Raw genomic sequence first — 26,108 nt, 5'->3', positions numbered from 1 at the left:
CCTTCCGGACCGGTCTGCGGTAGGCGGGCAGGGCCACCGGCCGGGGCGTGGGACGCGCGGACGGCGACGGTGACGGCGAGGGTGAGGGTGAGGGGGCCGGCGACGGAGGGGGCGGCGGTGGGGGAGGAGGCGGTGGTGCCGGCTCCGGCTGGGGCGGCGCGGGCGCCGCTGGTGCTGGTGGGGGCGGTGGTGGAGGAGGGGGAGGGGGCGGTGGAGGTGGCGGGGGTGGTGTTGGAGGTGGCGGCGGGGGCCGGGGCGCGGGCGGTGGCGTGGGCTTGGGCTCCGGACCCGCGTGACAACTGCCGTCACCACTGCTGGCGACCGCCGAACTGCCCCCGTCGTCGCCGATCGAGGCATACCCGCAGTTGCTCGCCACCGCTGGCACCGGGGCGGTCAGCAGCCAGATGAGTGCGACGGCCGCCGAGAGCCGGCCGATGAGTGATCCGTACACGACCGGGAGCATGTTCCGGGCCGCACGTCGGCACGCCGCACGGCCGCTGGATTCCCCTGATGGTGGGGACCTGAGGCACTGGGTGTTTGCGGCCGGGGAAAATTCTGCGGACGCATTGAACAAAGAGGGCCCATGCGGACCCCCTCATGGTCATGCATCACACGATTGCGCATCGCAACTGACAGCGTCGGCAGGAGAGTTGACATGCACATCGGCTGGGCCGGTTCGCGTGCGGCGGCCGCGTGCCCGCCCCGGCGGCGGTGGGCCGGCCGGTGTCAACAGCCCCGGAGCCGGGGGAAGATGGTGCGTGGCGTCCCGCAATGCCGAGTCGGCCGATACGTCAAAGTAGTTCTATTGCGAACCTTTTTCAGGGGTTCCGTCGGCCGAATGTCACACGCAGCGACGAGGCGGTTGCAGTTGCCACGTGTGTGACCAATAACGGACCGCTAATTTCCGTTTCCGCTCGCTCTCCTGGCGGGCGATCAGTAGCCTCTGGTCAACACTGACCATGAACATGGCCGGATCGCCGTGGCGACTTGTTGGAGAGATCGATGGAGCGTCCCGCCTGGGCACCGCAAGGCATTGACATTTCGGTGCCGAGCGTGTCCCGAATGTATGACTTCTATCTGGGCGGCTCGCACAATTTCGAGGTGGACCGGGAAGCGGCCCGCAAGGCCATGGAGTTCATGCCGGGACTTCCCAAGATCATGCAGGCGAACCGTGCCTTTATGCGCCGGGCGGTGCGCTACGCACTCGATGAGGGGATCTCCCAGTTCCTGGACATCGGTTCCGGGATACCGACCTTCGGTAATGTCCATGAGGTCGCCCAGGGCATCGCCCCCGAGGCCCGGGTGGCGTACGTCGACCACGATCCGGTCGCGGTCGCACACAGCCAGGCCGTGCTGGAGGGCAATTCCGCAGCGGTGATCGCCACCGCCGATCTGCGCCGCCCGCAGGAGATCCGGGACAACCCGGAGATCTCCGGACTCCTCGACTTCGACCGGCCGGTGGCGCTGCTGCTCGTCGCCGTACTCCACTTCATCGAGGACTCCGACGAGCCGCAAAAGGCGGTCGCGGAACTGCGGGACCTGCTGGCCCCCGGAAGCCTCCTCGTCGTCACCCACGCCTCGTACGAGGGCATCCCGCTGACCCGGGAGGAGGCCGGCGGCGCGGTCGGGGTGTACAAGAACATCCGCAACCCGCTGGTCATGCGCTCGCCCGACGAGATCGGCCGGTTCTTCGAGGGCTACGAGATGGTCGACCCCGGCCTGGTGCCGATGCCGAGCTGGCGCCCCGACACCCCGGTGGCGCAGGGCGGTGAAGACCCGTACGCCTTCTCGGGCTTCGCGGGAGTGGGACGCAAGGCGTGAGTATTCCCGCCCAGTCGTCCGGAGCGCCGGACGCGGAGCCCGACGGCCCCGAGGACCGGCTCCGGCGATTCGCCACGATCTGGAGCCGGGCCATATTCCCGTCGACGGCAACCTCCCTGACCCGCCCGGAGTTCGAGCACCATCTGCTCCCGCTGGCCCGCATGCTCAGCGACACCCTGCACGCCCGCCCCTTCGACGCCGTAGCGGCGGCCGGGGTGGGCGGCGCGCTCGTCGCGGCGCACTGCACGGACCCGGACGCGCTCAGCTCCACGCTCGGCGTCGTCGACTCCTACCTCGTCCTGTACTGCGGGAACAACGGCCCGGTGGCACTGGCGACCGAGGACAGCCGGTCCCGCTGCGCCAGGATCCAGCACGCCGTCGCGGGCGGCTTCAGCCAGGCGCTGCGCGAGCGGACCCTCGCCGAGCAGGAGGCCATCGCCCGCTCGGCGCTCGCCGCACGCTCCCACGCCGAACAGGCGCTGCACGCGACCGAGGCGCGGTTCCGGGCCGTCTTCAAGGACGCCGCCATCGGGATCGGCATCGCCGACCTCGACGGCAACGTGCTGGAGGTCAACGACACCCTCACCCGGATGTTCGGCGGGCTTGAGCACCACGTGCGCAGCCACCGCGTCAACGAGTGGGTCCACCCGGAGGACTCCCCGAAGGTCTGGACGTACTACAACGAGCTGGTGGGCGGCGAGCGCGATCACTACCACGTCGAGAAGGCGTTCTACCGCAACGACGGAACGGTCCTGTGGACCAATCTGACGGTGTCCCTGCTGCGCGACGCGGAGGGCAACCCGGAGTACCAGCTGGCGTTGATGGAGGACACCACCGAGCGCAGGCTCCTGAATCTGCGTCTGCGGTACGAGGCCACGCACGACGCGCTCACCGGTCTGCCGAACCGGACGCTTTTTTTCGAGCGCCTTGAGAAAGCGCTCTCGGCCAGTGACGGCAGCCGTTTCGGCCTCTGCTACCTGGATCTGGACGGCTTCAAGGCGATCAACGACAGCCTGGGCCACGCCTCGGGCGACCGGCTGCTCGTCGAGGTCGCGGACCGGCTCCAGAGCTGCGCGACCGCGCCGGGCGAGATGGTGGCGCGGCTGGGCGGCGACGAGTTCGTGGCGCTGACGACCGGCCCCGACACGGCCTCAGAGGTCGACGAACTCGCCTGCCGCATCCTCTCGGTGCTCGCCACACCGATCAGGCTCGACGGGCGCGAACTCACCGTCCGGGGGTCCATCGGGGTCGTCGAGGGGCCGGCCGGTGAACGCAGCGCCGCCGAGGTGCTGCGCAGCGCCGACATCACGATGTACCGGGCCAAGTCCGCGGGCGGCAACCGCTTCGAGCTGGCCGACGCGGAGGCGGACGCCCGTGCCATCACCCGGCACGGGCTCACCACGGCGCTGCCGGCCGCGCTGGAGCGCGGCGAGTTCTTCATCGAGTACCAGCCGCTGGTGCACCTCGGGGACGGCTCCGTGCACGGGGCGGAGGCACTGGTGCGCTGGTGCCACCCGCAGCACGGGGTGCTGGGGCCCGACCGCTTCATCGCCCTCGCCGAGCACACCGGGCTGATCGTGCCGCTCGGCCGCTGGGTGCTGGAGGAGTCGGTACGGCAGGCCAACTTCTGGCAGGAGCGGCACACCGACGGGGGCCCGCTGCGGATCAACGTCAACCTCTCGCCCGCCCAGCTGCACCATCCGCGTCTGGTCGCCGAGACCGTCGATGTCCTGGAGCGCTCCGGGCTGGAGCCCGCGGCGCTGTGCCTGGAGGTCACCGAGTCGGCTCTCATCGGCGCCGACGACGATCTGCTGAAGCCGCTGCGCCAACTGGCCGACATGGGTGTCGGCATCGCGCTCGACGACTTCGGCACGGGGTACTCGAACCTGGCGAACCTGCGGCGGCTGCCGGTGAGCGTGCTGAAGCTGGACCGCTCCTTCACCCAGGGGATGCAGCACCATCCGGCCGATCCGGTGGACCTGAAGATCGTCGAGGGCATCGTGTCGCTCGCGCACAGCCTGGACCTGGCGGTGACGGTGGAGGGCGTGGAGACGGGGGCCCAGGCGGAGCAGCTGCGCGAGCTGGGCTGCGACACGGGCCAGGGCTGGTACTACGCGCGGCCCGGCGCCCCGGACCGGATCCACTCGCTGCTGCTGGCCGACGCGGTGTGAGCCGGCGGACGCTCCGGCTCCGGGCGCCTCAGGCGCCCGGAGGCGCGGTGTCCGCCCGGCTCGCCAGCAGCACCCGCTGGAACTCGCGCGCCGCCCGTGGCGGAGCCACGTCACTGCGGTGCGCGAGAGCGATCGTGCGGCGGAGCCCCGGCTTCGCCAGTGGCGTCGTCCGCAGGTCGTGGCCCGCCCGGGTGGCCACCATGCTCGGGACCACCGCGATGCCCAGACCGGCCCGTACGACACCGAGCACCGCGTCCATCTCGCCGCCCTCCACGGTGAACGACGGCTCGAAGCCCTCGGCGCGGCAGGCGGCCACGGTCAGCTCCCGCAGGTCGTAGCCGTGCCGGAACATCACCAGCGGCTCGCTCCGCAGATCCGCGATCCGGACGCGCCCGCCCCGTCCGGGCCGTGGTTCCGCCGCCGACGAGACCACCACCAGATCCTCCTGGAGCAGCTCGACCGTGGTCAGGGCCGGTGAGGCCGCGGGGAGCGGCAGCACCACGAGAGCGAGATCGAGGGCGCCGCGCGCCAGTTCCCGTACCAGGTCGTGCGAACCGCCCTCCTCCAGCAGCAGCTGGATGCCCGGGTGCAGATCGTGGAAGGCGCGCAGCGCGTCGGGCAGCAGCCCCGTGCAGACGCTGGGCGTCGCGCCGAGCCGGACCCGGCCGCGGCGCAGCTGGGCCAGCTCCTGGACCTCGTGCCTGGCGGTGTCCGCGTCGGCCAGGATGCGCCGGGCCAGCGGCAGCAGCGCCTCACCGGCGTCGGTCAGCGCGATGTTCCCCCGGGCGCGGCTGAACAGCTCGGCCCCCAGCTCGCTCTCCAGCGCCCTGATCTGCTGCGAGAGCGAGGGCTGCGACACATGTACGTCCTCGGCGGCGCGAGTGAAATGGCGGGCCTCTGCCACCGCCACGAAGTACGTCAGCTGCTGGAACTGCATACACCCACCATAGCTCGCCCGATAGGCGGAGGCTATGGACATCAGCTGCTCGATGTCTTGGACCGATCGGATATTCGGCCCTAGCATCACGTCCATGGCATTGGCAACACGGACGGACCGACGGCCGTCCATGACGCGTTCGCTCTGGGACTCATCCGTCGGCAAGAAGACGATCATGGCCGTGAGCGGTCTGATCATGCTCCTCTACTTGGTCGCCCACATGGTCGGCAACCTGAAGATCTTCTTCGGACCGGGCGAGTTCGACGGCTACGCGCACTGGCTGCGCGTGATGGGCGAACCGGTACTGCACCACGAGTGGGCGCTGTGGATCGTCCGGCTGGTGCTCGTCGCCGCCGTGGTGCTGCACGCCGTCTCCGCGTACCAGCTCAGCCGCCGCGACCTCAGGGCGCGGCCCAGCAAGTACGTGCACCGCAAGCCGCGTGCCAGCTATGCCACCAACACCATGCGCTACGGCGGCATCATCCTCGCGCTGTTCATCGTCTGGCACATCCTGGACCTGACGACCGGCACCGTGCACTCGGGCGGATTCCAGTCCGGACACCCGTACCAGAACGTCATCGACACCTTCTCCACCTGGTACGGCAACGTCATCTACATCGTCGCCATGCTCGCCATGGGCCTGCACGTCCAGCACGGGTTCTGGAGCGCGGCACAGACCCTCGGCGCCGGCCGCGCGACCCGCGACCGTGTCCTCAAGACCCTCGCCAACGCGCTCGCGCTGGTGCTGACGGCGGGCTTCGTCTCCGTACCCGTCGCCGTCATGACCGGAGTGGTGAGCTGACATGAACGACTACACGGACTACGCGACCGGCGAGCCCCTCGCCGACACCCGCGCCCCCGGCGGGCCCGTCGCGGAACGCTGGGACACCCGCCGCTTCGAGGCGAAGCTGGTCAACCCGGCCAACCGCCGCAAGCACACCGTCATCGTCATCGGCACCGGCCTGGCCGGCGGCTCCGCGGGCGCCACCCTGGCGGAGCAGGGCTACCACGTCGTCCAGTTCTGCTTCCAGGACTCGCCTCGCCGGGCCCACTCGGTGGCCGCCCAGGGCGGCATCAACGCCGCGAAGAACTACCGCAACGACGGCGACTCGGTCCACCGGCTCTTCTACGACACCGTCAAGGGCGGCGACTTCCGCGCCCGCGAGTCCAACGTGCACCGGCTGGCCCAGATCTCCGTCGAGATCATCGACCAGTGCGTCGCCCAGGGCGTCCCCTTCGCCCGCGAGTACGGCGGACTCCTCGACAACCGCTCCTTCGGCGGCGTCCAGGTCTCCCGCACCTTCTACGCCCGGGGCCAGACGGGGCAGCAACTGCTCCTCGGCGCCTACCAGGCCCTGTCCCGGCAGATCGCCGCGGGCAACGTCGAACTGCACCCCCGCACCGAGATGCTCGACCTGATCGTCGTCGACGGCAAGGCCCGCGGCATCGTCGCCCGCGACCTGGTCACCGGCAAGATCGACACGTACTTCGCCGACGCGGTCGTGCTGGCCAGCGGCGGATACGGCAACGTCTTCTACCTCTCGACCAATGCCATGAACTCCAACGCCACCGCCGTCTGGCGCGCCCACCGGCGCGGCGCGTACTTCGCCAACCCGTGCTTCACCCAGATCCACCCCACCTGCATCCCGCGCACCGGTGAGCACCAGTCCAAGCTGACGCTGATGAGTGAGTCGCTGCGCAACGACGGCCGCATCTGGGTCCCGAAGGCCAAGGGCGACACCCGTCCCGCGGGCGAGATCCCCGAGGACGAGCGCGACTACTACCTGGAGCGCATCTACCCCGCCTTCGGGAACCTGGTGCCCCGCGACATCGCCTCCCGCGCGGCGAAGAACGTCTGCGACGAGGGCCGCGGCGTCGGTCCCGGCGGGCAGGGCGTCTACCTGGACTTCGCGGAGGCCATCCAGCGGATGGGCCGGGCGAAGGTCGAGGAGAAGTACGGCAACCTCTTCGACATGTACGCGCAGATCACCGCGGAGAACCCGTACGAGACACCGATGCGCATCTACCCGGCCGTGCACTACACGATGGGCGGGCTCTGGGTCGACTACGACCTCCAGACCACGATCCCGGGCCTGTTCGCGATCGGCGAGGCGAACTTCTCCGACCACGGGGCCAACCGGCTCGGAGCCTCCGCGCTGATGCAGGGCCTCGCGGACGGCTACTTCGTCCTCCCGTCGACGATCAACGACTACCTGGCACGCAACCCGCACCACGAGAAGGTCGACGCCTCGCACCCCGAGGTGGAGGAGGCCGTGGCCGAGACCGAGGACCGGATCAACCTGCTGCTTGCCGTCGACGGCGACCGCACCCCCGACTCCTTCCACCGGGAGATCGGTGAACTCATGTGGGAGTACTGCGGTATGGCCCGCACAGAGGAGGGGCTGCGCGAGGCGCTCGGCAAGCTGCCGTTGATCCGCGAGGAGTTCTGGCGGCGCATCAAGGTCCCCGGTACCGGCGAGGAGTTCAACCAGTCGCTGGAGAAGGCCAACCGCATCGTCGACTACCTGGAGCTCGCGGAGCTGATGTGCCTCGACGCACTGCACCGCGCCGAGTCCTGCGGAGGGCACTTCCGCGAGGAGTCACAGACCCCGGACGGCGAGGCCGCCCGGCGCGACGAGGAGTTCTCCTACGCCGCGGCCTGGGAGTTCACCGGCACCGGCGACGCTCCCGTCCTGCACAAGGAAGACCTGGTCTTCGAGTACGTCCACCCCACTCAGCGGAGCTACGCATGAAGCTCACCCTGCGCGTCTGGCGCCAGAAGAACGCCGACGCCCCCGGCGCCATGTCCACCTACCGGGTGGAGGGCATCTCCCAGGACATGTCGTTCCTGGAGATGCTCGACACCCTCAACGAGGAACTCATCCTCGAAGGGGACGACCCCGTCGCGTTCGACCACGACTGCCGCGAGGGCATCTGCGGCGCGTGCAGCCTGGTCATCAATGGGGACGCCCACGGCCCGGAGCGCACCACCACCTGCCAGCTCCACATGCGGTCCTTCGAGGACGGCGACACCATCGACATCGAGCCCTGGCGCGCCTCGGCCTTCCCGGTCGTCAAGGACCTGGTCGTGGACCGCTCGGCCTTCGACCGGATCATCCAGGCCGGCGGCTACATCTCCGCCCCGACCGGTACGGCCCCGGACGCGCACGCCACCCCGGTGCCCAAGCCGGACGCCGACTTCGCCTTCGAGCACGCCGAGTGCATCGGCTGCGGTGCCTGCGTGGCGGCCTGCCCCAACGGCTCCGCGATGCTCTTCACCTCGGCCAAGGTCAACCACCTCAACGTGCTGCCGCAGGGCGCCCCGGAGCGTGAGACCCGGGTGCTGGACATGGTGGGGCAGATGGACAGCGAGGGCTTCGGCGGCTGCACCCTCACCGGGGAGTGCGCCACGGCCTGCCCGAAGGGCATCCCGCTGCCGTCGATCTCCGCGATGAACAAGGAGTGGCTGCGGGCGACCCGCAAGGTCCACCGCTGAGCCGGCGGAGCCCCGGCTCCGGAGGCCGCCCGCCTCCGGAGCCGGGGCTCCGCCGTTCCGTCGCCCCGTCGGTCAGGACGTCACGGCGAGGTCGTCACCGTAGACCGTGCCCTGCCCGTACCAGCCGTGCAGATACACCGTCACCGCACCACTGGCCCCGGTGGTGAACGCCACCGACTGCTTGGCGTAACCGCTGGACGAACCCCAGGTGCTCGCCGTGGCCCCGCCCTTGACGCCGAGGTAGCCGTAGCTGCCCTGCACCCAGCCACTCAGCGTGTACTTGGTGTTGGGGGACAGCGTCAGCGTCTGCGTGCACTCGCCGGTCTGCGAGGCGGTGGCCGCCGCGGCGAGCGCGTGCGAGCCGCCGTGCACCGGGGTGGAGACGACCGAGCCACCGGACTCACAGGTCCAGGGGCCGAGCGAACCCGTCTCGAAGTCGCCGTTCACCAGTGACCCGGTGCCGCCCCCGGGACCCGAGACCGTCAGCGTGAAGACCGCCGTGTGGCTCAGCGTGCCCGCCGCGCCGGTCACGCTGATCTTGTACGTGCCGGGCGCCGCCGACGCCGAGGCGGTGACCTTCAGCGCCGACGTACCGCCCGCGGTGACCGAGGCCGGGCTGAGCGTGGCCGTCACACCGGCCGGCGCCCCGCTCGTCGTCAGCGCGACGGTCTTGGCGCTGCCGGAGGTGACCGCGGTGCTCACGGTCGCCGTGGCCGAACCGCCGGGCGCGACGGTCGCCGCACCGGGGGCGACGGCCACCGAGTAGTCGTCCGTCACCGGACCCGTGCCGCCTCCGGTGGTGAAGGGCGCGAACGTGTGGCTGAAGTACCAGGTGTCCTGCGCGATCCCGGAGCAGGTGTCGCTGCCGCCGGTGCCGGGGCAGCCGCCGTTGTCACGCTGGAGTGCCCAGAACGACAGGGTGCTGACGCCCTTGGAGACGGCCCAGTTGTAGACCGAGGTGGCGTCGGCCGTGGTGAACGTCTCGGCGGGGCCGTAGTCGTCGATGCCCGGCATCTCGATGATCCCGGTCATGCCCCACAGCTGCGCCTCGGTCTTTGACGGGTAGAGCTTGGCCAGCTGGCCCTTCAGCCCGGTGATCGCCGTCTGGGTGTCCTGCGCCATGTTGTGCGAGGCGCCGTCGTAGTAGTCGAATGTCATGAGGTTCACGACGTCGACCCGGGCGCCGTTGGCCACCGCGCTCTTGAGCACGGCGAGCCCGCTGGCGGCGAGGCCGCTGGTCGTGGTGGGCAGGGTGTACGAGATCTGCACCGAGCGGCCGTTGGCGGCGGCCCAGTCCTGGACTTTCTTGATCGCCTGGTTGCGGCGGTCGATCCCGGCCTTGTTGGTGAGTGAGTTGTCCTCGATGTCCATGTCGAGGCGGGACACGTCGTAGGTCGTGATGACCTTCTCGTACGCCGCGGCGATGGAGTCGACGCTCGTGCAGCTGTCGGCGATCTCGGTGCCGCCGTTGTCGGCCGCGAACCCGCCGAACGACGGGATCACATCGCCGCCCCGCGACCGGATGGTCGTGAAGTCGGCGCCGAACTCGGACTGGGCGATCGGCGTACTCGAATCGCCGTTCCAGTACGGGGTGCAGGAACCCTTGGCCTCGGTCTGGACAAAGGCCATGGTCAGATACTTGGCACCGGACGCCTGCGAGAGGGCGGCCGGGCTGTCTCCGTTGTACGCCTCGAAGTACGGGGCGAAGACATGCGCGGGCAGGGGAGTGGCGGCGGTGGCGGCGGCCTGCGCGCCGGCGCCTGATCCGAGGACCAGGCCGGCGGACGCGACGGCCGTGGCCAGCGCACTCAGGACGGCGGCGACTGTTCTTGGACGTCTCATGGGGTAGCTCCCAGCGGAGTGAGACAACGGGCGGATCGCACGGCTCTGCCACGCCCGTCGAGGGCGTGGTCCGTTCCTGTGAATCCCGGCCGGGGGTCACGTACCGCACGGCGTGGAACGGCCGTGAGGCATGCCCATAATTGGTCTGGACCAGCTAACTGTCAACGTTCTTTACTGTTTTATTTCCCTCTCGCTGCCCGAACCGGCAACCGGCAGGACAATTAGGGGAGTTGCGGAGAAAAGAACGGTCAATCGAGGTGGAGCGAGGCCCGGAGGTACGCCGCCGTCCGGCTGCCCTCCGCCCGCGCCACCTCCGAGGGCGGCCCCGTCGCCACGATCCGGCCGCCCCGGTCGCCGCCGCCCGGCCCGAGGTCGATCACCCAGTCGGCGCCCGCGACCACGGCCATGTCGTGCTCGACGACCACCACGGTGCTGCCCGCGTCGACCAGCCCGTGCAACTGCCGCATCAGCACCTCGACATCGGCAGGATGCAACCCCGTCGTCGGCTCGTCCAGCAGGTACAGGGTGTGGCCCCGGCGGGCGCGCTGGAGCTCGGCGGCCAGCTTGATCCGCTGGGCCTCGCCGCCGGAGAGCTCGGTCGCCGGCTGCCCGAGCCGCAGATAGCCGAGCCCCACGTCGAGCAGGGTCCGCAGACTGCGTTCGGCGCCGGGCGTACCGGCGAAGAAGCCCGCCGCCGACTCCACCGTGAGATCCAGCACCTGGGCGATGTTCAGCCCGCGCAGGGTGACTTCGAGGGTCTGCGGGTTGTACCGCGCGCCGTGGCAGTCCGGGCAGGGCGCGTACGTACTGGGCAGGAAGAGCAGCTCCACGGAGACGAACCCCTCACCCTGGCAGGTCTCGCACCGCCCGCCCGCCACGTTGAAGGAGAACCGCCCGGCCCGGTAACCGCGCTCCACCGCCGTGTCCGTGGCGGCGAACAGCTTGCGCACGACGTCGAACAGTCCGGTGTACGTGGCCAGGTTGGAACGCGGCGTACGGCCGATCGGCTTCTGGTCGACCTGGACGAGACGGTCCACCGCCGACAGCCCCTCGGCCGACGCGCACCCGGGTGCGGGCCGCTCCCGAGGCTGATCGGCCTCCGCCTCGGCAGGAGCCCGCCGGTCGGCCAGCACGTCCGCCAGGACCTGCCCCACCAGCGTCGACTTGCCCGAGCCCGAGACCCCCGTGACGGCGGTGAACACCCCGAGCGGGAAGGCGGCGTCCACGCCGCGCACATTGTGCCGCTCCACGCCGTGCAGCCGCAGCCACCCGGTGGGCTCCCGCACCTCGCGCACCGGGGCCGGCCCGTCGTCGAAGAGGAAGCGGCGCGTCGCCGACTCCCCGACATCGGCGAGACCGGCCGGCGGGCCGCTGTGCAGCACCCGGCCGCCGTGCTCACCGGCCAGCGGCCCCACGTCGACCAGCCAGTCCGCCCGCCGCACCACGTCCATCTGGTGCTCCACGACGAAGACGGTGTTCCCGGCCTCCTTCAGCCGGCCGAGCACCCCGAGCAGCGACTCGGTGTCCGCCGGGTGCAGTCCGGCGGACGGCTCGTCCAGTACGTAGACGACGCCGAACAGGCCCGACCGCAACTGGGTGGCCAGCCGCAGCCGTTGCAGCTCGCCGGAGGAGAGTGTCGGGGCCGTGCGGTCCAGGCTGAGATAGCCGAGCCCCAGCTCGGTGACCGTTTCGATGCGGGCCAGCAGATCAGCCGTCAGCACCCGGGCCGTGTCGCCTCCGCCGGCCGCAGTCAGTGCCTCGGCGAGCCCGGTGAGCGGGAGTCCCGCCAACTCGGCGATCGTCCGGCCGGCGAAGGTGACCGCCATGGCCTCCGGCCGCAGCCGGCTGCCCTCGCAGACCGGGCACGGCTCACTGGTCAGGAAGCGCTCCGCCTTCGTCCGCAGGGACCGGCTCTTGGTGTCCGCGAAGGTGTGCATCACATAGCGGCGCGCGCTCATGTACGTGCCCTGGTACGGGCGTTGGATCCGGCCCGCGTCACGAACCGGATGGACCGTCACCACCGGCTGCTCGTCGGTGAACAGGATCCACTCCCGGTCTGCCGGGTCGAGATCGCGCCACGGTCGTCCCACGTCGTACCCCAGGGCGTCCAGCACATCGCGCAGGTTCTTGCCCTGCCAGGCCCCGGGCCAGGCGGCGATCGCGCCGTCCCTGATCGACAGCGAGGGGTCGGGGACCAGCAGCTCCTCCGCGGTGCGGTGCACCCGGCCGAGGCCGTGGCAGCGCGGACAGGCCCCCGCGGCGGTGTTCGGTGAGAACGCGTCGGAGTCCAGCCGCTCGGCGCCCTCCGGATACGTCCCGGCCCGGGAGAAGAGCATCCGCAGCGAGTTGGACAGCGTGGTCACCGTCCCCACGGATGACCTGGCGCCCGGCGCGGAGCGGCGCTGCTCCAGCGACACGGCGGGCGGCAGCCCGGTGATCTCGCCCACCGCCGGTGCGCCGACCTGGTGGATCAGCCGCCGGGCGTACGGGGCGACGGACTCGAAGTAGCGGCGCTGGGCCTCCGCGTAGATCGTCCCGAAGGCCAGCGAGGACTTTCCGGAGCCGGAGACGCCGGTGAAGACGGTGAGGGTGTCGCGCGGGATGTCGACCCGGACGTCCTGGAGGTTGTGCTCGCGGGCGCCGCGGACCCTGACGTACGGGTCGTGGGGGGTGGGCATGGGGGCGGGGACTCCGTACGGTTCGGGGCAGTCCGGTCCGGGCCGGACAAACAGACCGATTCTAGGCCGCTGCGGACCCGCGCTGTGCGGGCCCGCCGGGCGCGCTCCGCGTCAGTCCTTGTCGTCGAGCCGGAAGCCGACTTTCATGCCGACCTGATAGTGCTCGATCCGGCCGTCCTTGATCTGGCCGCGCACCTCGGTGATCTCGAACCAGTCGAGATTGTGCAACGTTTCCGAAGCCCTCGCGACCCCGTTGCGGACTGCCGCGTCGACGCCCTCATGGGAGGTTCCTACGATCTCTGTGACGCGATACGTATGGTTTGACATCTTATGTCTCCTCTCGCCTCTACCAAGGTGCCCCACCTTGACGGGGTTCGCGAGAGTTGGCGAGGCGGCCGGGCGTCCGGAACCGGCCTTGACCAAAGTATTGGTCCATACCAAAATCCAGCCACGCCCGTGCGAGCGCAGCCCGCAGTCCCCCACACCGGGTCCTGACTTTGTCGTGCCGTTTCGCAGAAGGTGACCCCCGTGAAGAACCGCAAGCTCGTAGGAGCTGTTGCCCTGATATCCGTAGCCGCGCTGGGTGGCTGCGGTGTGATCCCCGGTTCGGGTGGCTCCGGCAGCAAGAAGGTCACGATCTGGCTGATGAAGGACAGCGTGAGCCCCGACTTCCTGGCCAATTTCAAGAAGTCGTACGAAGCGGCGCACTCTTCGGTCGAACTGGACTTCAAAATCCAGAGCTGGAGCGGTATCGGGCCGAAGGTCATCGACGCCCTGGGCGGCAAGGACACCCCGGACGTGATCGAGGTCGGCAACACACAGGTCGCCCAGTACGCGGAGAGCGGCGGGCTGCGCGACCTGACCCTGGAGTCGATGCGGGACCTCGGCAGCGAGGACTGGCTCCCCGGCCTCGCCGAACCGGGCAGCATCAACGGCGTTCAGTACGGAATCCCCTGGTACGCGGCCAACCGGGTGGTGATCTACAACAAGGACCTCTTCGAGGAGGCCGGCATCAAGTCCCTGCCGAAGACGCGCGCGCAGTGGATCGCGGACAGCGAGAAGCTGAACAAGGACGGCAATCAGGGCATGTACCTGCCGGGCCAGAACTGGTACGTGCTCGCCGGATTCGTCTGGGACGAGGGCGGTGAACTCGCGAGCGAGAAGGGCGGCGACTGGAAGGGCACGCTCAACTCCGCCGCGGCCCTGCGGGGCATGAAGTTCTACCAGCAGCTCCAGGCGCTCGGCAACGGCCCCAAGGACGCGGACGAGGAAAAGCCCCCGCAGGGCAATGTGTTCGCCAAGGGGGATGTCGCACAGATCATTTCCACCCCCAGTACCGCGACCCTGATCGAGAAGGCGAATCCCGAACTCAAGGGAAAACTGGGATACTTCCCGATCCCGGGCAAGACCGCGAAGTCTCCCGGTTCGGTATTCACCGGCGGATCCGATCTGATCGTTCCGGAGAAGGCGCACCGCCGGAGCGCCGGCATCGACGTGGTCAAGGAACTGGCGGGCGCCAAGTGGCAGGAGGAACTGGCCAAGACGATGAGCTACGTTCCCAACAAGACCACCCTGGCCCACGTCATCGAGGGCGAGGAGAGCACCGCCGCGATGGCCGAGGGCGCCGCAGAGGGCCACGCCACCCCCAACTCGCCGCAGTGGGCGGCGGTGGAGGCCGACAACCCGATCAAGCCGTACATGACGGCCGTCCTCCAGGGCGGTGACCCGGCGGCGGAGGCGAAGACCGCCTCGGAGAAGATCACGGGAGCACTCGCGGGCAGCTGACCGCGCGGTCGGCCGGTGCGCCGGGGACCGGCGCGCACCACGGGATTCAGCCGTCGCACATCCCGGCTCTCCATGGCGGTCACGTCGAATCCAGCCGGTCACGGAAGAAGTAAGGAGCCGGGCCGCCGCACCTGCCGCGGCGGCCCGGCAGCCGCCCTTGCCGACCCGTCCCCGGAGACCGTCATGCATGCGCTGCCCACCGCCTCCACCGCCTCCGCCACTCCTGCTGCCGTCCCCCTCGAAGCCGTCCCGCCCGTTGCCGTGCGGCAGCCCGCGCGGCCCGCCGCACCGCCGCGCTACCGGGTCTCCCTTGCCGTGGACCAGGAGGAGGTGCGCGCCGCCCAGCGCCTGCGCCACCAGGTCTTCGCCGCCGAGTTCGGCGCCCGGCTGGAGGGCCCGGAACCGGGCCTGGACAGCGATGCGTTCGACGCGTACTGCGACCACCTGCTGGTCCGGGAGACGGCCACCGGCGACATCGTCGCCACCTACCGGCTGCTGCCGCCCGAGCGGGCCCGGATCGCCGGACGCCTCTACGCGGAGGGGGAGTTCGACCTCACCAGGCTCGAACCGATCCGCGACGAACTGGTGGAGGTCGGCCGCTCCTGCGTCCACCCGGCCCACCGCGACGGCGCCGTCATCGCCCTGATCTGGGCAGGCCTGGCCCGCTACATGGAGCGCACCGGCCACAACTGGCTGGCCGGCTGCTGTTCGATCTCCCTCTCCGACGGCGGCGGAGCAGCGGCCCGCGCCTGGGAGACCGTACGGAACAAACACCTGGCACCCGAGGACTACTGGGTCTCCCCGCACCGCCTCTGGCGGGCCCCTACGGCGCTTCCGGGCGGCCCCGGCGGGCTCGCCGCGCTGCCGCCGCTGCTGCGCGGCTATCTGCGCCTCGGCGCCAGGATCTGCGGGGCGCCCGCCCACGACCCCGAGTTCAACGTCGCCGATCTCTACGTACTGCTGTCGCTGCGCGGCACCGACCCGCGCTACCTCCGCCACTTCCTCTCGCTCGCCCCGCAGCAATGAGCCACTGGATGCCCGCGTCCCCGTGCACCCCGCCCGGCTGTGCGGTCCACGCGGGCCGGGCCCGGCATCCGGTACCGGCGGCGGCCCTGCTGCTGGCGGGCTGCGCGCTGACCCTCGCCGGGGTGCTGTGCGCCCCGCCGGCGCTGTCGCTGACCGGCGGGGCGTGGCGGGAGCGGCTGATCCGGTGCTGGGCGCACGGGGTGCTGCGGGCGTTCGGGGTAGGGGTGCGGATCACCGGGCCGCCCGCCGTACGGGAAGGGGCTCCGGCCGTCCGGGGCGGCGCGGCGGGCAGCCGCGCCGGCACCCCGGGGGTGCTGGTGGTCGCCAACCATGTCTCCTGGCTGGACATCCCGCTGGTCGCGGCCGTGTGCCCCGGCCGGATGCTGGCCAAGAGCGACATCCGGCACTGGCCGGTGCTCGGCCCGCTGGCGGCGCTCGGGGGCACCCTGTTCGTCGAGCGCGAGCGGCTGCGTACGCTGCCCGCCACCGTGCGGAACCTCGCCTCCGCGCTGCGCGGCGGCTCCCGGGTCGTCGTCTTTCCGGAGGGCAGTACCCGGTGCGGCCGCGCGCCCGGCGGCCGGTTCCGGCCCGCCGCGTTCCAGGCCGCGATCGACGCCGGGGCCGCCGTCCAGCCGCTGCGCATCCGCTATCTGGCCGGTCCGCCGGACCACCGGGCTCCGGCGGGCGCCGCGGCCTTCGTCGGTGACGATCCGCTGACCGCCTCGCTGTGGCGGGTGGTGCGGGCGGCCGGGCTGACCGCCGAGATCCGCGTACTGGCGCCGATCCCGGCGGGCGCGGTGCCCGGCCGCCGTGAACTGGCCCGGCTGGCTCAGTCCACCGTGGCCAGCGACAGCGCGAACCTGCCCGCGGCGTCCGTCCACCACTGAGCCAGCCGCAGCCCGGCCCGGCCCAGTTCGTCCCGTACCCCCTCCTCGCGGAACTTCGCCGAGATCTCCGTCCGCAGCTCCTCACCGGCCTCGAACGGCACCACCAGATTCAGTTCCGGGATCTTCACCGTGAGCTCCCGGCGGGCCCGCAGCCGCATCTCGATCCACTCACGCTCCGGATTCCACCGGGCCACGTGCTCGAAGTCGGCGGGCTCGAAATCGGCCCCCAGCTCCCGGTCGACCACCGACAGGACGTTCCGGTTGAACGCCGCCGTTACTCCTGCGGCATCGTCGTACGCCGCTACGAGCACCTCCTCGTCCTTCACCAGATCCGTACCGAGCAGCAGGCTGTCGCCGGGGGAGAGCAGCGAGCGCACGGACGAGAGGAACGCGGCCCGTTCCTCCGGCAGCAGGTTGCCGATGGTGCCGCCCAGGAAGACGATCAGCCGCGGCCCCGGGGTCTGTGGCAGTGTCAGCGCGCCGGTGAAGTCGGCGATGAGCGCGTGCACGGACAGTCCGGGCCGCTCCTCCAGCAGCGCCTCGGCCGCCCCGCGCAGCGCGCTCTCGCTCACGTCGACCGGCACGTAGGTGTGCAGATCCGGCAGCGCGTCGAGCAGGTGCCGGGTCTTCTCGGAGGACCCGGAGCCCAGTTCCACCAGGGTCCGGGCGCCGGACGCGGCGGCGATCGCGCCGGCCCGGTCGATCAGGATCTCCCGCTCGGCCCGGGTGGGGTAGTACTCGGGCAGCCGGGTGATCTCCTCGAACAGCTCGCTGCCGCGGGCGTCGTAGAACCACTTGGGCGGCAGCGTCTTCGGCTGCCGGGTCAGTCCGTGCAGCACGTCGGCGCGCAGCGCCGCGTCCGTCGCGTCCACCGGCAGGGTGCGGGTCAGCAGAAAGGGACTCACTCGGTGGGCTCCTTGAGCGGGGTCAGCAGGACATCGGTGCGGGTCGCGGTCAGCAGAGTGCGGTCCGGGACCTCGCGCCAGCGCGGATCGTCGTCGTAGGGCTCCGAGGCCACGACCGCGTGCCGGCCGGGCTCTGACCAGTGCCACAGGGTGTCGCCCCAGGCCGTCGCCACGATGGTGGAACCATCGGTGAGCAGCAGGTTGAGCCGGGAGCCCGGAGCCGCCTCCGCGACCTCCAGCACGGTGTCCGCGACGGCCTGCGGGAGCGCGTCGCCCGCGGCGAGCCGGTGCCGCACCAGGGCCCAGACCAGTGCCGAATCGCAGCGGGCGGTCAGCCTCAGCAGTTCGGCCGGGGGCAGCGTCGCCGCGAGCGGCGCCATGGAGCCGGGCCAGCCCTTCACCGCGCCGTTGTGGCTGAACAGCACCTCACCGGCGGCGAACGGCGCGGCCGCGGCCTCGCCGTCCGGATCGAACTCCGTGGCATCGCGGACCGCGGCCAGCACGGCACGGCTGCGTACCACCCTGGCCAGATCGGCGAAGGTCCGGTCGCCCCAGACGGGTCCGGGCCTGCGGTAGCGTCCGGGGACGGGGTCCCCGTCCGCGTACCAGCCGACGCCGAAGCCGTCCGCGTTGACCGTCCCGTGCCGCTGCCTGCGCGGCTCCCAGGACTGGCGCACCAGTGAGTGCGCGGGCCGGGTCAACACCTCTCCCAGGGCTACCGGAGGCCCCACGTAAGCGATGTGACGGCACATCAGGCATCCCTCGCGGTGCGGAAACCCGAGAAGATCTGCCGTCGGACCGGCAGGTCCCAGTTGCGGAACGTGCCCCGGCAGGCCACCGCGTCCACCGCGAACGAACCGCCGCGCAGCACCTTGTGACCGGGACCGAAGAACACCTCCGAGTACTCGCGGTACGGGAACGGCGCGAAGCCCGGGTAGGGCAGGAAGTCGCTCGACGTCCACTCCCACACGTCCCCGATCAGCTGCCCCGCTCCGGACGGTGACCGGCCGGCCGGGTACGCCCCGGCGGGGGCGGGCCGCAGATGGCGCTGGCCCAGGTTGGCGTGGTCCGGTGTGGGGTCCTCGTCGCCCCAGGGATAGCGCCGGGACCGGTCGGTGGCCGGGTCGTGGCGGGCCGCCTTCTCCCATTCGGCCTCGGAGGGCAGCCTGCGCCCGGCCCAGCGGGCGTAGGCGTCGGCCTCGTACCAGCTGACGTGCAGCACCGGCTCGTCCGCCGGCACCGGCTCGGTCACGCCGAAGCGCCGGCGCAGCCACTGACCGGCGTCCCGGTGCCAGAACAGCGGCGCCGTCAACTCGTGTTCACGGACCATCGCCCACCCCTCGGGCGCCCACCAGCGCCGCTCGGTGTAGCCGCCGTCCTCGATGAACGCCCGGTACGCGCCGCAGGTCACCGGGGCGGTGTCGAGGAAGAAGGCGGCAACCTCGCGGCCGTGCGCGGGGCGTTCGTTGTCCAGAGCCCACGATTCGGTCGAGGTGCCCATGGTGAACGGGCCACCCGGTACCAGCACTTCGGCCGGAAGCGTGGCCGCCTCTGCGGCCCCGGGCGGCTCGGGGGCGCTGAGCGCGACGGGGCCGGAGCGCAACTGATGGGTGATCAGCATGGTTTCGTCGTGCTGCTGTTCATGCTGCGCGATCATCCCGAAGGCGAAGGCGGACCGCAGCAGGGGGCGCCCGCCGAGCGGTGTGGAGCCGAGCACGTCCAGGGCCCGGCCGCGCACCTCCGCGGCGTACGACCTGGCCTCCGCGGGGGCCAGCAGCGGCAGGGAGGGGCGGGCGGCCCGGGGGTGCTCGAAGGCGTCGTACAGGCCGTCGATCTCCGGGCGCATCGCCTCCCGTCCGCCCACTGAGCGCAGCAGCCACAGTTCTTCCTGGTTGCCGATGTGCGCGAGGTCCCAGACCAGGGGAGACATCAACGGTGAGTGCTGGGCGGTCAGTTCATGGTCGTCCACGCTGTCGGTGAGCAGCGTGGTGCGCTCCCGTGCGGTGAGGAGCGCGGCGACAGCACGCTCGCGGAGCGCCTCGGCGTCGGGCGCTTCAGGTCCGTCCTGGGTATGAGGTGCGGGGGAGTCGGTCATGAGAGGGTCCCCTTCGGGTCGTACCGGCCGTCCGTCCGGTCAGCTGAGAGCGTGGCCCGGAGATCGTCGGCGGGACATCGGCCCCGGGCGACGTACCGGTCGTGGAAGTCCGCCACGGTGTCCTGCACCGCCCGCGTCGCACCCATCCTGGGCAGCGCCGCCATGGCCAGCTCGAAGCAGGCGGTGGCCGCCGCCCGCAGTTCGGGATCGGCCAGTCCGTCCCGGGCGGCGGCGAGCCAGAGCGGATTGCGCGGAGGGGCCAGCGGCCCCGCGGTCTCGGCCAGCGGTTTGACGGTGCGGTACACGGTCTCGGCGGCCTCCGGGTCGTCGAACAGGGCAGTGGTGACCGCGAGCGGCACGAGCCATCCGTCGGTACCGGACTGCGCGTCGATCATGCGCAGCTCAAGGTGCCCGCGCGGACGGACCGGCGGGAACAGCGTGGTGATGTGGTAGTCGAGATCGGAGCGGACCGGGCGCCGGGGCGCCCCGGACCGGATCCACTCCCGGAGGCTGAGCCCCTCCGGCACGTGCCACGGCCCCGCCTCGCCGCGGATGCACAGGACCGGCGTGTCCAGGACGTGCGAGGCCCAGGCGTCCCGGGCCGGCCGCGAAGCGGCCGGGGCGAGCGTGCGCAGCGGGTCGAGATCGGTCCACAGGGACTGGCGCGCGGAGCGCCACGGCGTCGGCCTGCCCTGCCGGAACGGTGAGTTGGCGAACACCGCCACCAGTACCGCACCCAGCAGATGGGCCAGCTGCCAGCGCCGCCCGTAACCGAGCGGACCGGGTTCCTCCTCTCCGGCGTCCAGACAGACCTGGACGGAGGCGGTCGTGCACATCATGGCGCGGCCCGCCGGGCCCCACCGGTCCAGCGCCTTCTCCATGGCGTCGTACCGGGGTTCGCGCAGCAGCCTGCGCGGAGAATGCCAGGGATCGACGCCGAGCCCGACGGCGGTGAGATCCAGCCGGTCGAGCGCGGCACGTACGGCGACGAGGTCGTCGGCGGTGTCGTTGACACACGCCATCAGGGAATTCGCGGGGCGCGAGCTGAGCTCCAGCTGGCCGCCGGGTTCGAAGGTCACCGCGGCGTTCAGGGACAGCGCCCGGACGGCCGCTGCGGCCGCTTCCAGACGGTGGTGGGGGACGGGACTGTGCGGGCGGTCGCGATCGTGCAGGAGCCATTCCAGCTCGACTCCCACGATGCGCGGCGGTCCCGTCTTGAAGCAGATGCCGCGCAGCAGATCCTCCGCCTCGCCCTCGCCGAGGGGCGGGGCGTGGCCGGGCGGACCGTGGCCGCTGGACGTTTCGGGTGACATGCCGGGCCTCCTTTGCCGGTGCGTCCGTCCTACCCAAACCCCTGTCGGGAGTTCGCACAAGGGTGCCCCTGTGCGTCAGAAATTCGGTTGCGTCCAAACCGCTGGAGCGTCGATCATGCCCCGTATGCACCATAAGGGGGAGGGCCGGTGAGCGCCCGGCTGCGCGGCATCGCGCGAGAGACCGAGTCCATCGTCGAGGCAGGGTTCTACCGCACGCCGCAAGGGCGGGAAGTGAGCATCGAACGGGCGCTGACAGCCGCCCTCTCGGGTACCAGGCTGTACGGCCCCGAGCCGGTGCCGGTGGCGTCGCTGGACCACGACCGCACACCGGTCTTCGAGGTCACCGGCGAGAGCAGCCTTGAGGCTGCCGCCCGGATGACCGGCGAACGGCCGGGCAAGGTCGCCGTCCTGAACTACGCCTCCGCCCGCAACCCCGGTGGCGGATACCTCAACGGGGCCCAGGCGCAGGAGGAAGCACTGTGCCGGGGCTCCGCGCTCTACGCCACGCTGCGCAGGGCCCCGGAGTTCTACGCGCACCACCGGGCCGAACGCAGCCCCTTCTACACCGACCGGGTCATCCACTCACCGGGCGTGCCGGTCTTCCGCGACGACCGGGGCCGGCTCCTCGGCGCCCCGTATGTGGCGGGATTCCTCACCTCGCCGGCGCCCAACGCCGGGGTGATCCGCCGTACGGATCCCGGCTCGGCGCACCTCGTCGGGGCCGCGCTCGCCGCACGGGCCGAGCGGGTGCTGGAGGTCGCGACGGTGCGCGGATACCGCAGGCTGGTGCTGGGAGCCTGGGGCTGTGGCGTCTTCCAGAACGATCCGGCGGAGGTGGCGGGCGTCTTCCGCGCTCTGCTCGCCGACGACGGCCGGTTCGCGGGCCACTTCGAGCAGATCGTCTTCGGCATCCTCGACCGCGACGGGGAATCGCCCATCAGGGCCGCGTTCGATCGCGCATTCGGATAAATGAGTCAACCCTCACCCTGACGTTGAGCCATAGGCTTCGACGTCATCCGGTACGGCCCGCCTCGGCCGTTCGGGTCCGCGGCCCGGCACGCCCGCGCGAGGGACGCCGTGGAAGTGACGGGCCGCCGCACCGTCACCTCCAGCCGTAGAGCTCCCGGAGCCGCCCGGCGACCAGGTCGAACCTGTCCCGGTCCAGGGCACACGCCTCGCGCCGCATCCCGTCCTCGTGGACCCGCAGCACCCGGTCCAGGTCGACCCAGGACGGGCGCCCCGAGCTGTCCCAGGGCCCTGCGCCCAGCGCCACCCACTCGCGGTCCTGGTCGTGCTGCTTGCTGGAGAGCTGTACGGCGAGCAGGGTGCCCGCCTCCTCACGTGCCACGACGAGAACCGGGCGGTCCTTGCCGCGCCCGTCGTTCTCCTCGAACGGCACCCAGGTCCAGACGATTTCGCCGGGGTCGGGATCGCCGTCCCGGTCGGGGGCGTAGGTGGCACGGACCGGGCCCACCCCGTTCGGGTCGGCCTCCGCGGTGGCGCCGGGACCGGTGCGCCCGGGAGAGGCCGCCGAGCCGTCATTGATGTCGCTGCGGTGCTGGATGCTCATCGCAACACCGTAGAACCCGCACGGCCCCTCGCGTGGAGCGGGTCCGCGAAACGGGTACGGGGGCCGGAGCGTTCCCGTACCGGACGGGTCTGTAAGACTGCCCGACGCCATGATTCAGTTACCCGAGCAGCCCGCCGAAGGCCCCGTCCCGACCAGCGCCGACGTGGCGCGGCTGGCCGGCGTCTCCCGGGCCACCGTGTCCTACGTACTGAACAACAACGCGGCCGTACGGATCAGCGATCCGACCCGCCGCCGGGTGCGCGACGCGGCCGCCGAACTCGGCTACGTACCGCACGCGGCCGCCCGCAGCCTGCGCGCCGGACACTCCCGCATGGTGCTGCTGCCCACCGGGAGCTTTCCCTCCGGCCCCCTGCACCACCGCTTCCTGCGCGAGCTGGAATCCGGACTGCGCCGCCTCGACTACACCGTGGTCCAGTACGGCTCCCTCGGGCTGGACGCCGACGAGGCGGCCCGCGCCTGGGCGGAGCTCCGGCCCGCCGCCGTCATCGTCCCCGGCTCCGTCCCTCTCACCCCGCAGGGCGCGGCCGTGCTCCGTCGCTCCGGCGCCAAGGCGGTGATCACGCTCGGACCGCAGCCCGTGGCGGGAGCCCACGCGCTGATCATGGACCAGCGCAGGGTCGGCAGCTGCGCCGTCCGGCATCTGCTGGAACGCGGCAGGCGCCGGATCGGCGTGGTGATGCCGGCGGAACCGGGCCTCGCGCCGTTCGCCGGACCCAGACTCGCGGGAGCCCGGCAGGCCGCCGCCGGCACAGCCCGGATCGAGCCGCTGCCGCTGCGTAACGACGAGGAATCGGCCGCCGGACTCGCCGCCCGCTGGCGCACACTCGGCCTGGACGCCGTCTTCGCCCACGACGACCTCCACGCGATGCTCCTGATGCGGGCGCTGCAGGACGCGGGCATCGAGGTCCCCGGCGAGACCGCGGTGGTCGGCGCGGACGACCTGATGCTGGCCAGGCTGCTGAGGCCCAGGCTCAGCAGCGTACGGATGGAACTGGACACCGAGCAGCCGCTCGCCGATCTGGTCGACCGGCTGGTACGCCATCCGGGCAAGGAACCCGAACGCCACGACCTGCTGCGGGCGCGGGCCGTCCACCGCGATTCGAGCTGAACGGACCCGCCAGCGCGGCAACGTGCGCGGCGGACCTCCCTTGCCTAGCGTCATGACCATGAGCCATCCGCAGAGTTACGAGATCCTGGTGATCCCCCAGTTCAGCGACGCCAAGGGGGCGGACGCCTCCGGCACCGGGCGGACCATCCGTTCCGCGGTCGTGACGGCGACCGGTGCGACGGGCGAGTCCGGCTACCCGCGATACGCCGGGGAGGGCATGGTGGCCGACATCGACCCGGCGACCCACACCGTCGAGGCGATTCTCGTCGACGGCTCGGAACTCGACTACGGACTCACTGCCCGGATCTCGGAGCAGCCCGTCCCGGACAACCACGTGCCCGGCAACCACGTCCCGGAGACGTCTGTCCCCGAGAACAACACGGACGGCTGAGTCCGCCGCCCGGCAACGCACCGGGGCCCGGCCGTCCACGGCCGGGCCCCGACGGGCTTCGCGCGCCTCCGCGAGACGTCTGCTTCCGGGAGCTTGCTTCCGCGAGACGCCTACTTCTGCTCCTTCTGCTCCTCCGCGATGGACTTGCGGACCTCGTCCATGTCCAGCTTCCGGGCCTGGCCGATGACGTCCTCCAGCGCCGCCTCGGGCAGCGCGCCCGGCTGCGAGAAGACCGCCACGTTGTCCCGGACGATCATGAGCGTCGGGATCGACCGGATCTCGAAGGCCGCCGCCAGCTCCTGCTGCGCCTCCGTGTCGACCTTGGCGAAGACCAGATCGGCGTGGCGCTCGGACGCCGAGTCGTAGACCGGGGCGAACTGCCGACACGGGCCGCACCAGGAAGCCCAGAAGTCGATCAGGACGAACTCGTTCTCGCTGACGACCTGATCGAAGTTTTCCTTGGTGAGCTCTACGGTGCTCATGCTCTGCTACCTCTTCCTGTGCCCGTGCGGACTTGTCCCCGGACAACGGTGCCTGTGCTTGCACTATTCCGCCTGCCCATGTGGCCGCCGCGCACACCCACGACCAAAATGGGCCTCATGACACATGCTGTGGAGCCTGTCGAGTACGACGTCGTGGTCATCGGGGCCGGTCCGGTGGGTGAGAACGTGGCGGACCGGGCCAGGGCCGCCGGTCTGAGCGCCGCGATCGTGGAGTCCGAGCTCATCGGGGGTGAGTGTTCGTACTGGGCCTGTATGCCGAGCAAGGCCCTGCTGCGCCCGGTCGTCGCCCGCGCGGAGGCCCGCCGCGTCCCCGGGCTCAGCGGATCCGTACAGGGCCCGCTCGACACCGCCGCCGTTCTCGCCCACCGCGACGACTTCGCCTCCCACTGGAAGGACGACGGCCAGGTGGCCTGGCTGGAGGGCATCGGCGCGGACATCTACCGGGGCACCGGCCGGCTGACCGGCACGAAGGCGGTCTCCGTCACGGCGCCCGACGGTACGGAGCAGCGGCTCACCGCCCGGCACGCCGTCGCCGTCTGCACGGGCAGCCGGGCCGTGGTCCCCGATCTGCCCGGAATCGCGGAGGCCCGCCCCTGGACGAGCCGCGAGGCGACGAGCGCCCAGGAGGTGCCGGGACGGCTCGTGGTCGTCGGCGGGGGCGTCGTCGGGGTGGAGATGGCCACGGCGTGGGGCGCCCTGGGCGCGCAGGTCACCATGCTCGTCCGGGGCGCGGGGCTGCTGCCCCGGATGGAGCCGTTCGCCGGTGAGCTCGTGGCGGAGGCGCTGACCGAGGCCGGGGCCGATGTCCGGTTCGGCGTCTCGGCCACCGCCGTACGGCGCCCGGCCCCGGACGGACCGGTCACCGTCGAGCTCGACAACGGTGAGAGTGTCGAGGCCGACGAGATCCTCTTCGCCACCGGCCGCGCCCCGCGCACCGACGAACTGGGACTGGAGACGGTGCACCTGAAGCCCGGCTCCTGGCTCACGGTGGACGACAGCTGCCGGGTCGAGGGCACCGGCTGGCTCTACGCCGTCGGTGACGTCAACCACCGCGCGCTCCTGACCCACCAGGGCAAGTACCAGGCCCGGATCGCCGGAGCGGCGATCGCCGCCCGCGCCCAGGGCGTTCCGCTGCTGGAGACCGACCGCTGGGGCGCCCACGCGGCGACCGCCGACCACGCCGCCGTTCCCCAGGTCGTCTTCACCGACCCGGAGGCCGCCTCGGTCGGCCTCACCCTGGCCGAGGCGGAGCAGGCGGGCCACCGGGTCAGGGCCGTCGACCACGACCTCGGCGCGGTCGCGGGCGCCGGGCTGTACGCGGACGGCTACCGGGGCCGCGCCCGCATGATCGTCGACCTGGACCGGGAGATCCTGCTCGGCGTCACCTTCGTGGGTCCGGGCACCGGCGAACTGCTGCACTCCGCGACGGTCGCCGTCGCGGCGGAGGTCCCCATCGAGCGGCTCTGGCACGCGGTCCCCGCCTACCCGACGATCAGCGAGATCTGGCTGCGGCTCCTGGAGGCGTACCGGGGGTAGCAGCGGCGGTCGAGGCCGGACGG

At 71.5% G+C, this 26,108-nt stretch carries 22 protein-coding genes; 12 read left to right on the top strand and 10 right to left on the bottom strand.

Going from position 1 to position 26,108, the window contains the following annotated elements; all coding sequences use genetic code 11:
* Positions 1-1,002: 1,002 nt before the first annotated feature.
* Both ACZ601_RS01970 and ACZ601_RS01965 read left to right on the top strand, forming a co-directional pair.
* Positions 1,003-1,821, top strand: coding sequence for an SAM-dependent methyltransferase (locus tag ACZ601_RS01970; protein ID WP_469532058.1), 819 nt, complete (start codon positions 1,003-1,005; stop codon positions 1,819-1,821).
* Positions 1,818-3,992 carry a putative bifunctional diguanylate cyclase/phosphodiesterase gene (locus ACZ601_RS01965; protein ID WP_469532056.1) on the top strand — a complete coding sequence of 725 codons (2,175 nt, stop codon included), beginning with the start codon at positions 1,818-1,820 and terminating at the stop codon, positions 3,990-3,992. Before ACZ601_RS01970 ends, ACZ601_RS01965 begins: the two co-directional genes overlap by 4 nt.
* 28 nt (positions 3,993-4,020) lie before the next feature.
* Here the strand turns inward: ACZ601_RS01965 and ACZ601_RS01960 are convergent, their stop codons facing one another.
* The gene (locus ACZ601_RS01960; protein WP_469532054.1) at positions 4,021-4,929 is read right to left on the bottom strand and encodes a LysR family transcriptional regulator; all 909 of its coding nucleotides are present in this window, start codon (positions 4,927-4,929) and stop codon (positions 4,021-4,023) included.
* A 94-nt stretch (positions 4,930-5,023) separates the two neighbouring features.
* Here ACZ601_RS01960 and ACZ601_RS01955 point away from each other — a divergent pair, with 94 nt between their 5' ends.
* The 3 genes from ACZ601_RS01955 to ACZ601_RS01945 are packed head-to-tail and all read left to right on the top strand — an operon-like array spanning position 5,024 to position 8,425.
* Positions 5,024-5,731, top strand: a complete 708-nt coding sequence (locus ACZ601_RS01955) for a succinate dehydrogenase (RefSeq protein WP_469532053.1) — start codon at positions 5,024-5,026, stop codon at positions 5,729-5,731.
* A gap of 1 nt (position 5,732) precedes the next feature.
* On the top strand, positions 5,733-7,682 hold the full coding sequence (locus ACZ601_RS01950) for a fumarate reductase/succinate dehydrogenase flavoprotein subunit (protein ID WP_469532051.1): 1,950 nt from the start codon (positions 5,733-5,735) through the stop codon (positions 7,680-7,682).
* Positions 7,679-8,425: a succinate dehydrogenase/fumarate reductase iron-sulfur subunit gene (locus ACZ601_RS01945; RefSeq protein WP_024488731.1), complete on the top strand. Its 747-nt coding sequence runs from the start codon at positions 7,679-7,681 to the stop codon at positions 8,423-8,425. The genes ACZ601_RS01950 and ACZ601_RS01945 overlap by 4 nt, the downstream gene beginning before the upstream one ends.
* Before the next feature lie 72 nt (positions 8,426-8,497).
* On the opposite strand, the gene ACZ601_RS01940 is transcribed toward ACZ601_RS01945, so the two are convergent.
* The 3 genes from ACZ601_RS01940 to ACZ601_RS01930 all read right to left on the bottom strand — a co-directional run bounded on the left by ACZ601_RS01940 (position 8,498) and on the right by ACZ601_RS01930 (position 13,272).
* Positions 8,498-10,267 carry a glycosyl hydrolase family 18 protein gene (locus tag ACZ601_RS01940; RefSeq protein WP_469532049.1) on the bottom strand — a complete coding sequence of 590 codons (1,770 nt, stop codon included), beginning with the start codon at positions 10,265-10,267 and terminating at the stop codon, positions 8,498-8,500.
* Between the two features lie 248 nt (positions 10,268-10,515).
* Positions 10,516-12,945, bottom strand: a complete 2,430-nt coding sequence (locus ACZ601_RS01935) for an excinuclease ABC subunit UvrA (protein ID WP_469532047.1) — start codon at positions 12,943-12,945, stop codon at positions 10,516-10,518.
* Between the two features lie 111 nt (positions 12,946-13,056).
* Positions 13,057-13,272, bottom strand: a complete 216-nt coding sequence (locus tag ACZ601_RS01930; protein WP_440573981.1) for a dodecin — start codon at positions 13,270-13,272, stop codon at positions 13,057-13,059.
* 201 nt (positions 13,273-13,473) lie between these two features.
* Between ACZ601_RS01930 and ACZ601_RS01925 the strand changes: the two genes are divergently transcribed.
* The 3 genes from ACZ601_RS01925 to ACZ601_RS01915 all read left to right on the top strand — a co-directional run bounded on the left by ACZ601_RS01925 (position 13,474) and on the right by ACZ601_RS01915 (position 16,643).
* Positions 13,474-14,730: an extracellular solute-binding protein gene (locus ACZ601_RS01925; protein WP_469532045.1), complete on the top strand. Its 1,257-nt coding sequence runs from the start codon at positions 13,474-13,476 to the stop codon at positions 14,728-14,730.
* Between the two features lie 183 nt (positions 14,731-14,913).
* Complete coding sequence (locus ACZ601_RS01920) at positions 14,914-15,756, top strand: GNAT family N-acetyltransferase (protein WP_469532043.1); 843 nt, start codon at positions 14,914-14,916, stop codon at positions 15,754-15,756.
* Positions 15,753-16,643: a lysophospholipid acyltransferase family protein gene (locus ACZ601_RS01915; RefSeq protein WP_469532042.1), complete on the top strand. Its 891-nt coding sequence runs from the start codon at positions 15,753-15,755 to the stop codon at positions 16,641-16,643. The genes ACZ601_RS01920 and ACZ601_RS01915 overlap by 4 nt, the downstream gene beginning before the upstream one ends.
* Here ACZ601_RS01915 and egtD read toward each other — a convergent pair.
* From egtD to egtA, 4 genes are read right to left on the bottom strand one after another with little or no spacing between them, the layout of a single operon-like run.
* On the bottom strand, positions 16,586-17,548 hold the full coding sequence (gene egtD, locus ACZ601_RS01910; protein WP_469532040.1) for an L-histidine N(alpha)-methyltransferase: 963 nt from the start codon (positions 17,546-17,548) through the stop codon (positions 16,586-16,588). The genes ACZ601_RS01915 and egtD overlap by 58 nt on opposite strands.
* Entirely contained in the window at positions 17,545-18,300 is a 756-nt protein-coding gene (gene egtC / locus ACZ601_RS01905) for an ergothioneine biosynthesis protein EgtC (RefSeq protein WP_469532038.1), read from the bottom strand. The genes egtD and egtC overlap by 4 nt, the downstream gene beginning before the upstream one ends.
* Positions 18,300-19,643, bottom strand: coding sequence for an ergothioneine biosynthesis protein EgtB (gene egtB / locus ACZ601_RS01900; RefSeq protein ID WP_469532036.1), 1,344 nt, complete (start codon positions 19,641-19,643; stop codon positions 18,300-18,302). Before egtB ends, egtC begins: the two co-directional genes overlap by 1 nt.
* Positions 19,640-20,956 carry an ergothioneine biosynthesis glutamate--cysteine ligase EgtA gene (gene egtA / locus ACZ601_RS01895; RefSeq protein ID WP_469532035.1) on the bottom strand — a complete coding sequence of 439 codons (1,317 nt, stop codon included), beginning with the start codon at positions 20,954-20,956 and terminating at the stop codon, positions 19,640-19,642. Before egtA ends, egtB begins: the two co-directional genes overlap by 4 nt.
* Before the next feature lie 147 nt (positions 20,957-21,103).
* Here egtA and ACZ601_RS01890 point away from each other — a divergent pair, with 147 nt between their 5' ends.
* Positions 21,104-21,925 carry a TIGR02452 family protein gene (locus tag ACZ601_RS01890; RefSeq protein ID WP_469532033.1) on the top strand — a complete coding sequence of 274 codons (822 nt, stop codon included), beginning with the start codon at positions 21,104-21,106 and terminating at the stop codon, positions 21,923-21,925.
* A 133-nt stretch (positions 21,926-22,058) separates the two neighbouring features.
* On the opposite strand, the gene ACZ601_RS01885 is transcribed toward ACZ601_RS01890, so the two are convergent.
* Complete coding sequence (locus ACZ601_RS01885; RefSeq protein ID WP_440573972.1) at positions 22,059-22,526, bottom strand: type II toxin-antitoxin system PemK/MazF family toxin; 468 nt, start codon at positions 22,524-22,526, stop codon at positions 22,059-22,061.
* Between the two features lie 109 nt (positions 22,527-22,635).
* On the opposite strand from ACZ601_RS01885, the gene ACZ601_RS01880 reads away from it, so the two are divergent.
* Together ACZ601_RS01880 and ACZ601_RS01875 are read left to right on the top strand one after the other, a co-directional pair.
* The gene (locus tag ACZ601_RS01880; RefSeq protein WP_469532031.1) at positions 22,636-23,655 is read left to right on the top strand and encodes a LacI family DNA-binding transcriptional regulator; all 1,020 of its coding nucleotides are present in this window, start codon (positions 22,636-22,638) and stop codon (positions 23,653-23,655) included.
* 58 nt (positions 23,656-23,713) lie between these two features.
* Positions 23,714-24,046: a hypothetical protein gene (locus tag ACZ601_RS01875; protein WP_469532029.1), complete on the top strand. Its 333-nt coding sequence runs from the start codon at positions 23,714-23,716 to the stop codon at positions 24,044-24,046.
* A gap of 110 nt (positions 24,047-24,156) precedes the next feature.
* Here ACZ601_RS01875 and trxA read toward each other — a convergent pair whose 3' ends face one another.
* Positions 24,157-24,528, bottom strand: a complete 372-nt coding sequence (gene trxA, locus ACZ601_RS01870; RefSeq protein ID WP_440573969.1) for a thioredoxin — start codon at positions 24,526-24,528, stop codon at positions 24,157-24,159.
* Positions 24,529-24,645: 117 nt separating this feature from the next.
* On the opposite strand from trxA, the gene ACZ601_RS01865 reads away from it, so the two are divergent.
* Complete coding sequence (locus ACZ601_RS01865) at positions 24,646-26,085, top strand: dihydrolipoyl dehydrogenase family protein (protein ID WP_469532027.1); 1,440 nt, start codon at positions 24,646-24,648, stop codon at positions 26,083-26,085.
* Positions 26,086-26,108: the final 23 nt, after the last annotated feature.

This window comes from Streptomyces sp. NPDC104307, from assembly GCF_055584045.1.
This window is presented reverse-complemented; position numbering and strand designations above follow the sequence as displayed.

What these genes read in the sequence shown, in the direction of transcription:
- egtA (WP_469532035.1), bottom strand. Translation starts at nt 20,956, where the DNA reads ATGTCACCCGAAACGTCCAGCGGCCACGGTCCGCCCGGCCACGCCCCG.
- ACZ601_RS01920 (WP_469532043.1), top strand. Translation starts at nt 14,914, where the DNA reads ATGCATGCGCTGCCCACCGCCTCCACCGCCTCCGCCACTCCTGCTGCC.
- egtC (WP_469532038.1), bottom strand. Translation starts at nt 18,300, where the DNA reads ATGTGCCGTCACATCGCTTACGTGGGGCCTCCGGTAGCCCTGGGAGAG.
- ACZ601_RS01950 (WP_469532051.1), top strand. Translation starts at nt 5,733, where the DNA reads ATGAACGACTACACGGACTACGCGACCGGCGAGCCCCTCGCCGACACC.
- ACZ601_RS01955 (WP_469532053.1), top strand. Translation starts at nt 5,024, where the DNA reads ATGGCATTGGCAACACGGACGGACCGACGGCCGTCCATGACGCGTTCG.
- ACZ601_RS01930 (WP_440573981.1), bottom strand. Translation starts at nt 13,272, where the DNA reads ATGTCAAACCATACGTATCGCGTCACAGAGATCGTAGGAACCTCCCAT.
- ACZ601_RS01970 (WP_469532058.1), top strand. Translation starts at nt 1,003, where the DNA reads ATGGAGCGTCCCGCCTGGGCACCGCAAGGCATTGACATTTCGGTGCCG.
- ACZ601_RS01875 (WP_469532029.1), top strand. Translation starts at nt 23,714, where the DNA reads ATGAGCCATCCGCAGAGTTACGAGATCCTGGTGATCCCCCAGTTCAGC.
- ACZ601_RS01960 (WP_469532054.1), bottom strand. Translation starts at nt 4,929, where the DNA reads ATGCAGTTCCAGCAGCTGACGTACTTCGTGGCGGTGGCAGAGGCCCGC.
- ACZ601_RS01885 (WP_440573972.1), bottom strand. Translation starts at nt 22,526, where the DNA reads ATGAGCATCCAGCACCGCAGCGACATCAATGACGGCTCGGCGGCCTCT.
- ACZ601_RS01880 (WP_469532031.1), top strand. Translation starts at nt 22,636, where the DNA reads ATGATTCAGTTACCCGAGCAGCCCGCCGAAGGCCCCGTCCCGACCAGC.
- egtB (WP_469532036.1), bottom strand. Translation starts at nt 19,643, where the DNA reads ATGACCGACTCCCCCGCACCTCATACCCAGGACGGACCTGAAGCGCCC.
- ACZ601_RS01945 (WP_024488731.1), top strand. Translation starts at nt 7,679, where the DNA reads ATGAAGCTCACCCTGCGCGTCTGGCGCCAGAAGAACGCCGACGCCCCC.
- trxA (WP_440573969.1), bottom strand. Translation starts at nt 24,528, where the DNA reads ATGAGCACCGTAGAGCTCACCAAGGAAAACTTCGATCAGGTCGTCAGC.
- ACZ601_RS01935 (WP_469532047.1), bottom strand. Translation starts at nt 12,945, where the DNA reads ATGCCCACCCCCCACGACCCGTACGTCAGGGTCCGCGGCGCCCGCGAG.
- ACZ601_RS01865 (WP_469532027.1), top strand. Translation starts at nt 24,646, where the DNA reads ATGACACATGCTGTGGAGCCTGTCGAGTACGACGTCGTGGTCATCGGG.
- ACZ601_RS01915 (WP_469532042.1), top strand. Translation starts at nt 15,753, where the DNA reads ATGAGCCACTGGATGCCCGCGTCCCCGTGCACCCCGCCCGGCTGTGCG.
- ACZ601_RS01940 (WP_469532049.1), bottom strand. Translation starts at nt 10,267, where the DNA reads ATGAGACGTCCAAGAACAGTCGCCGCCGTCCTGAGTGCGCTGGCCACG.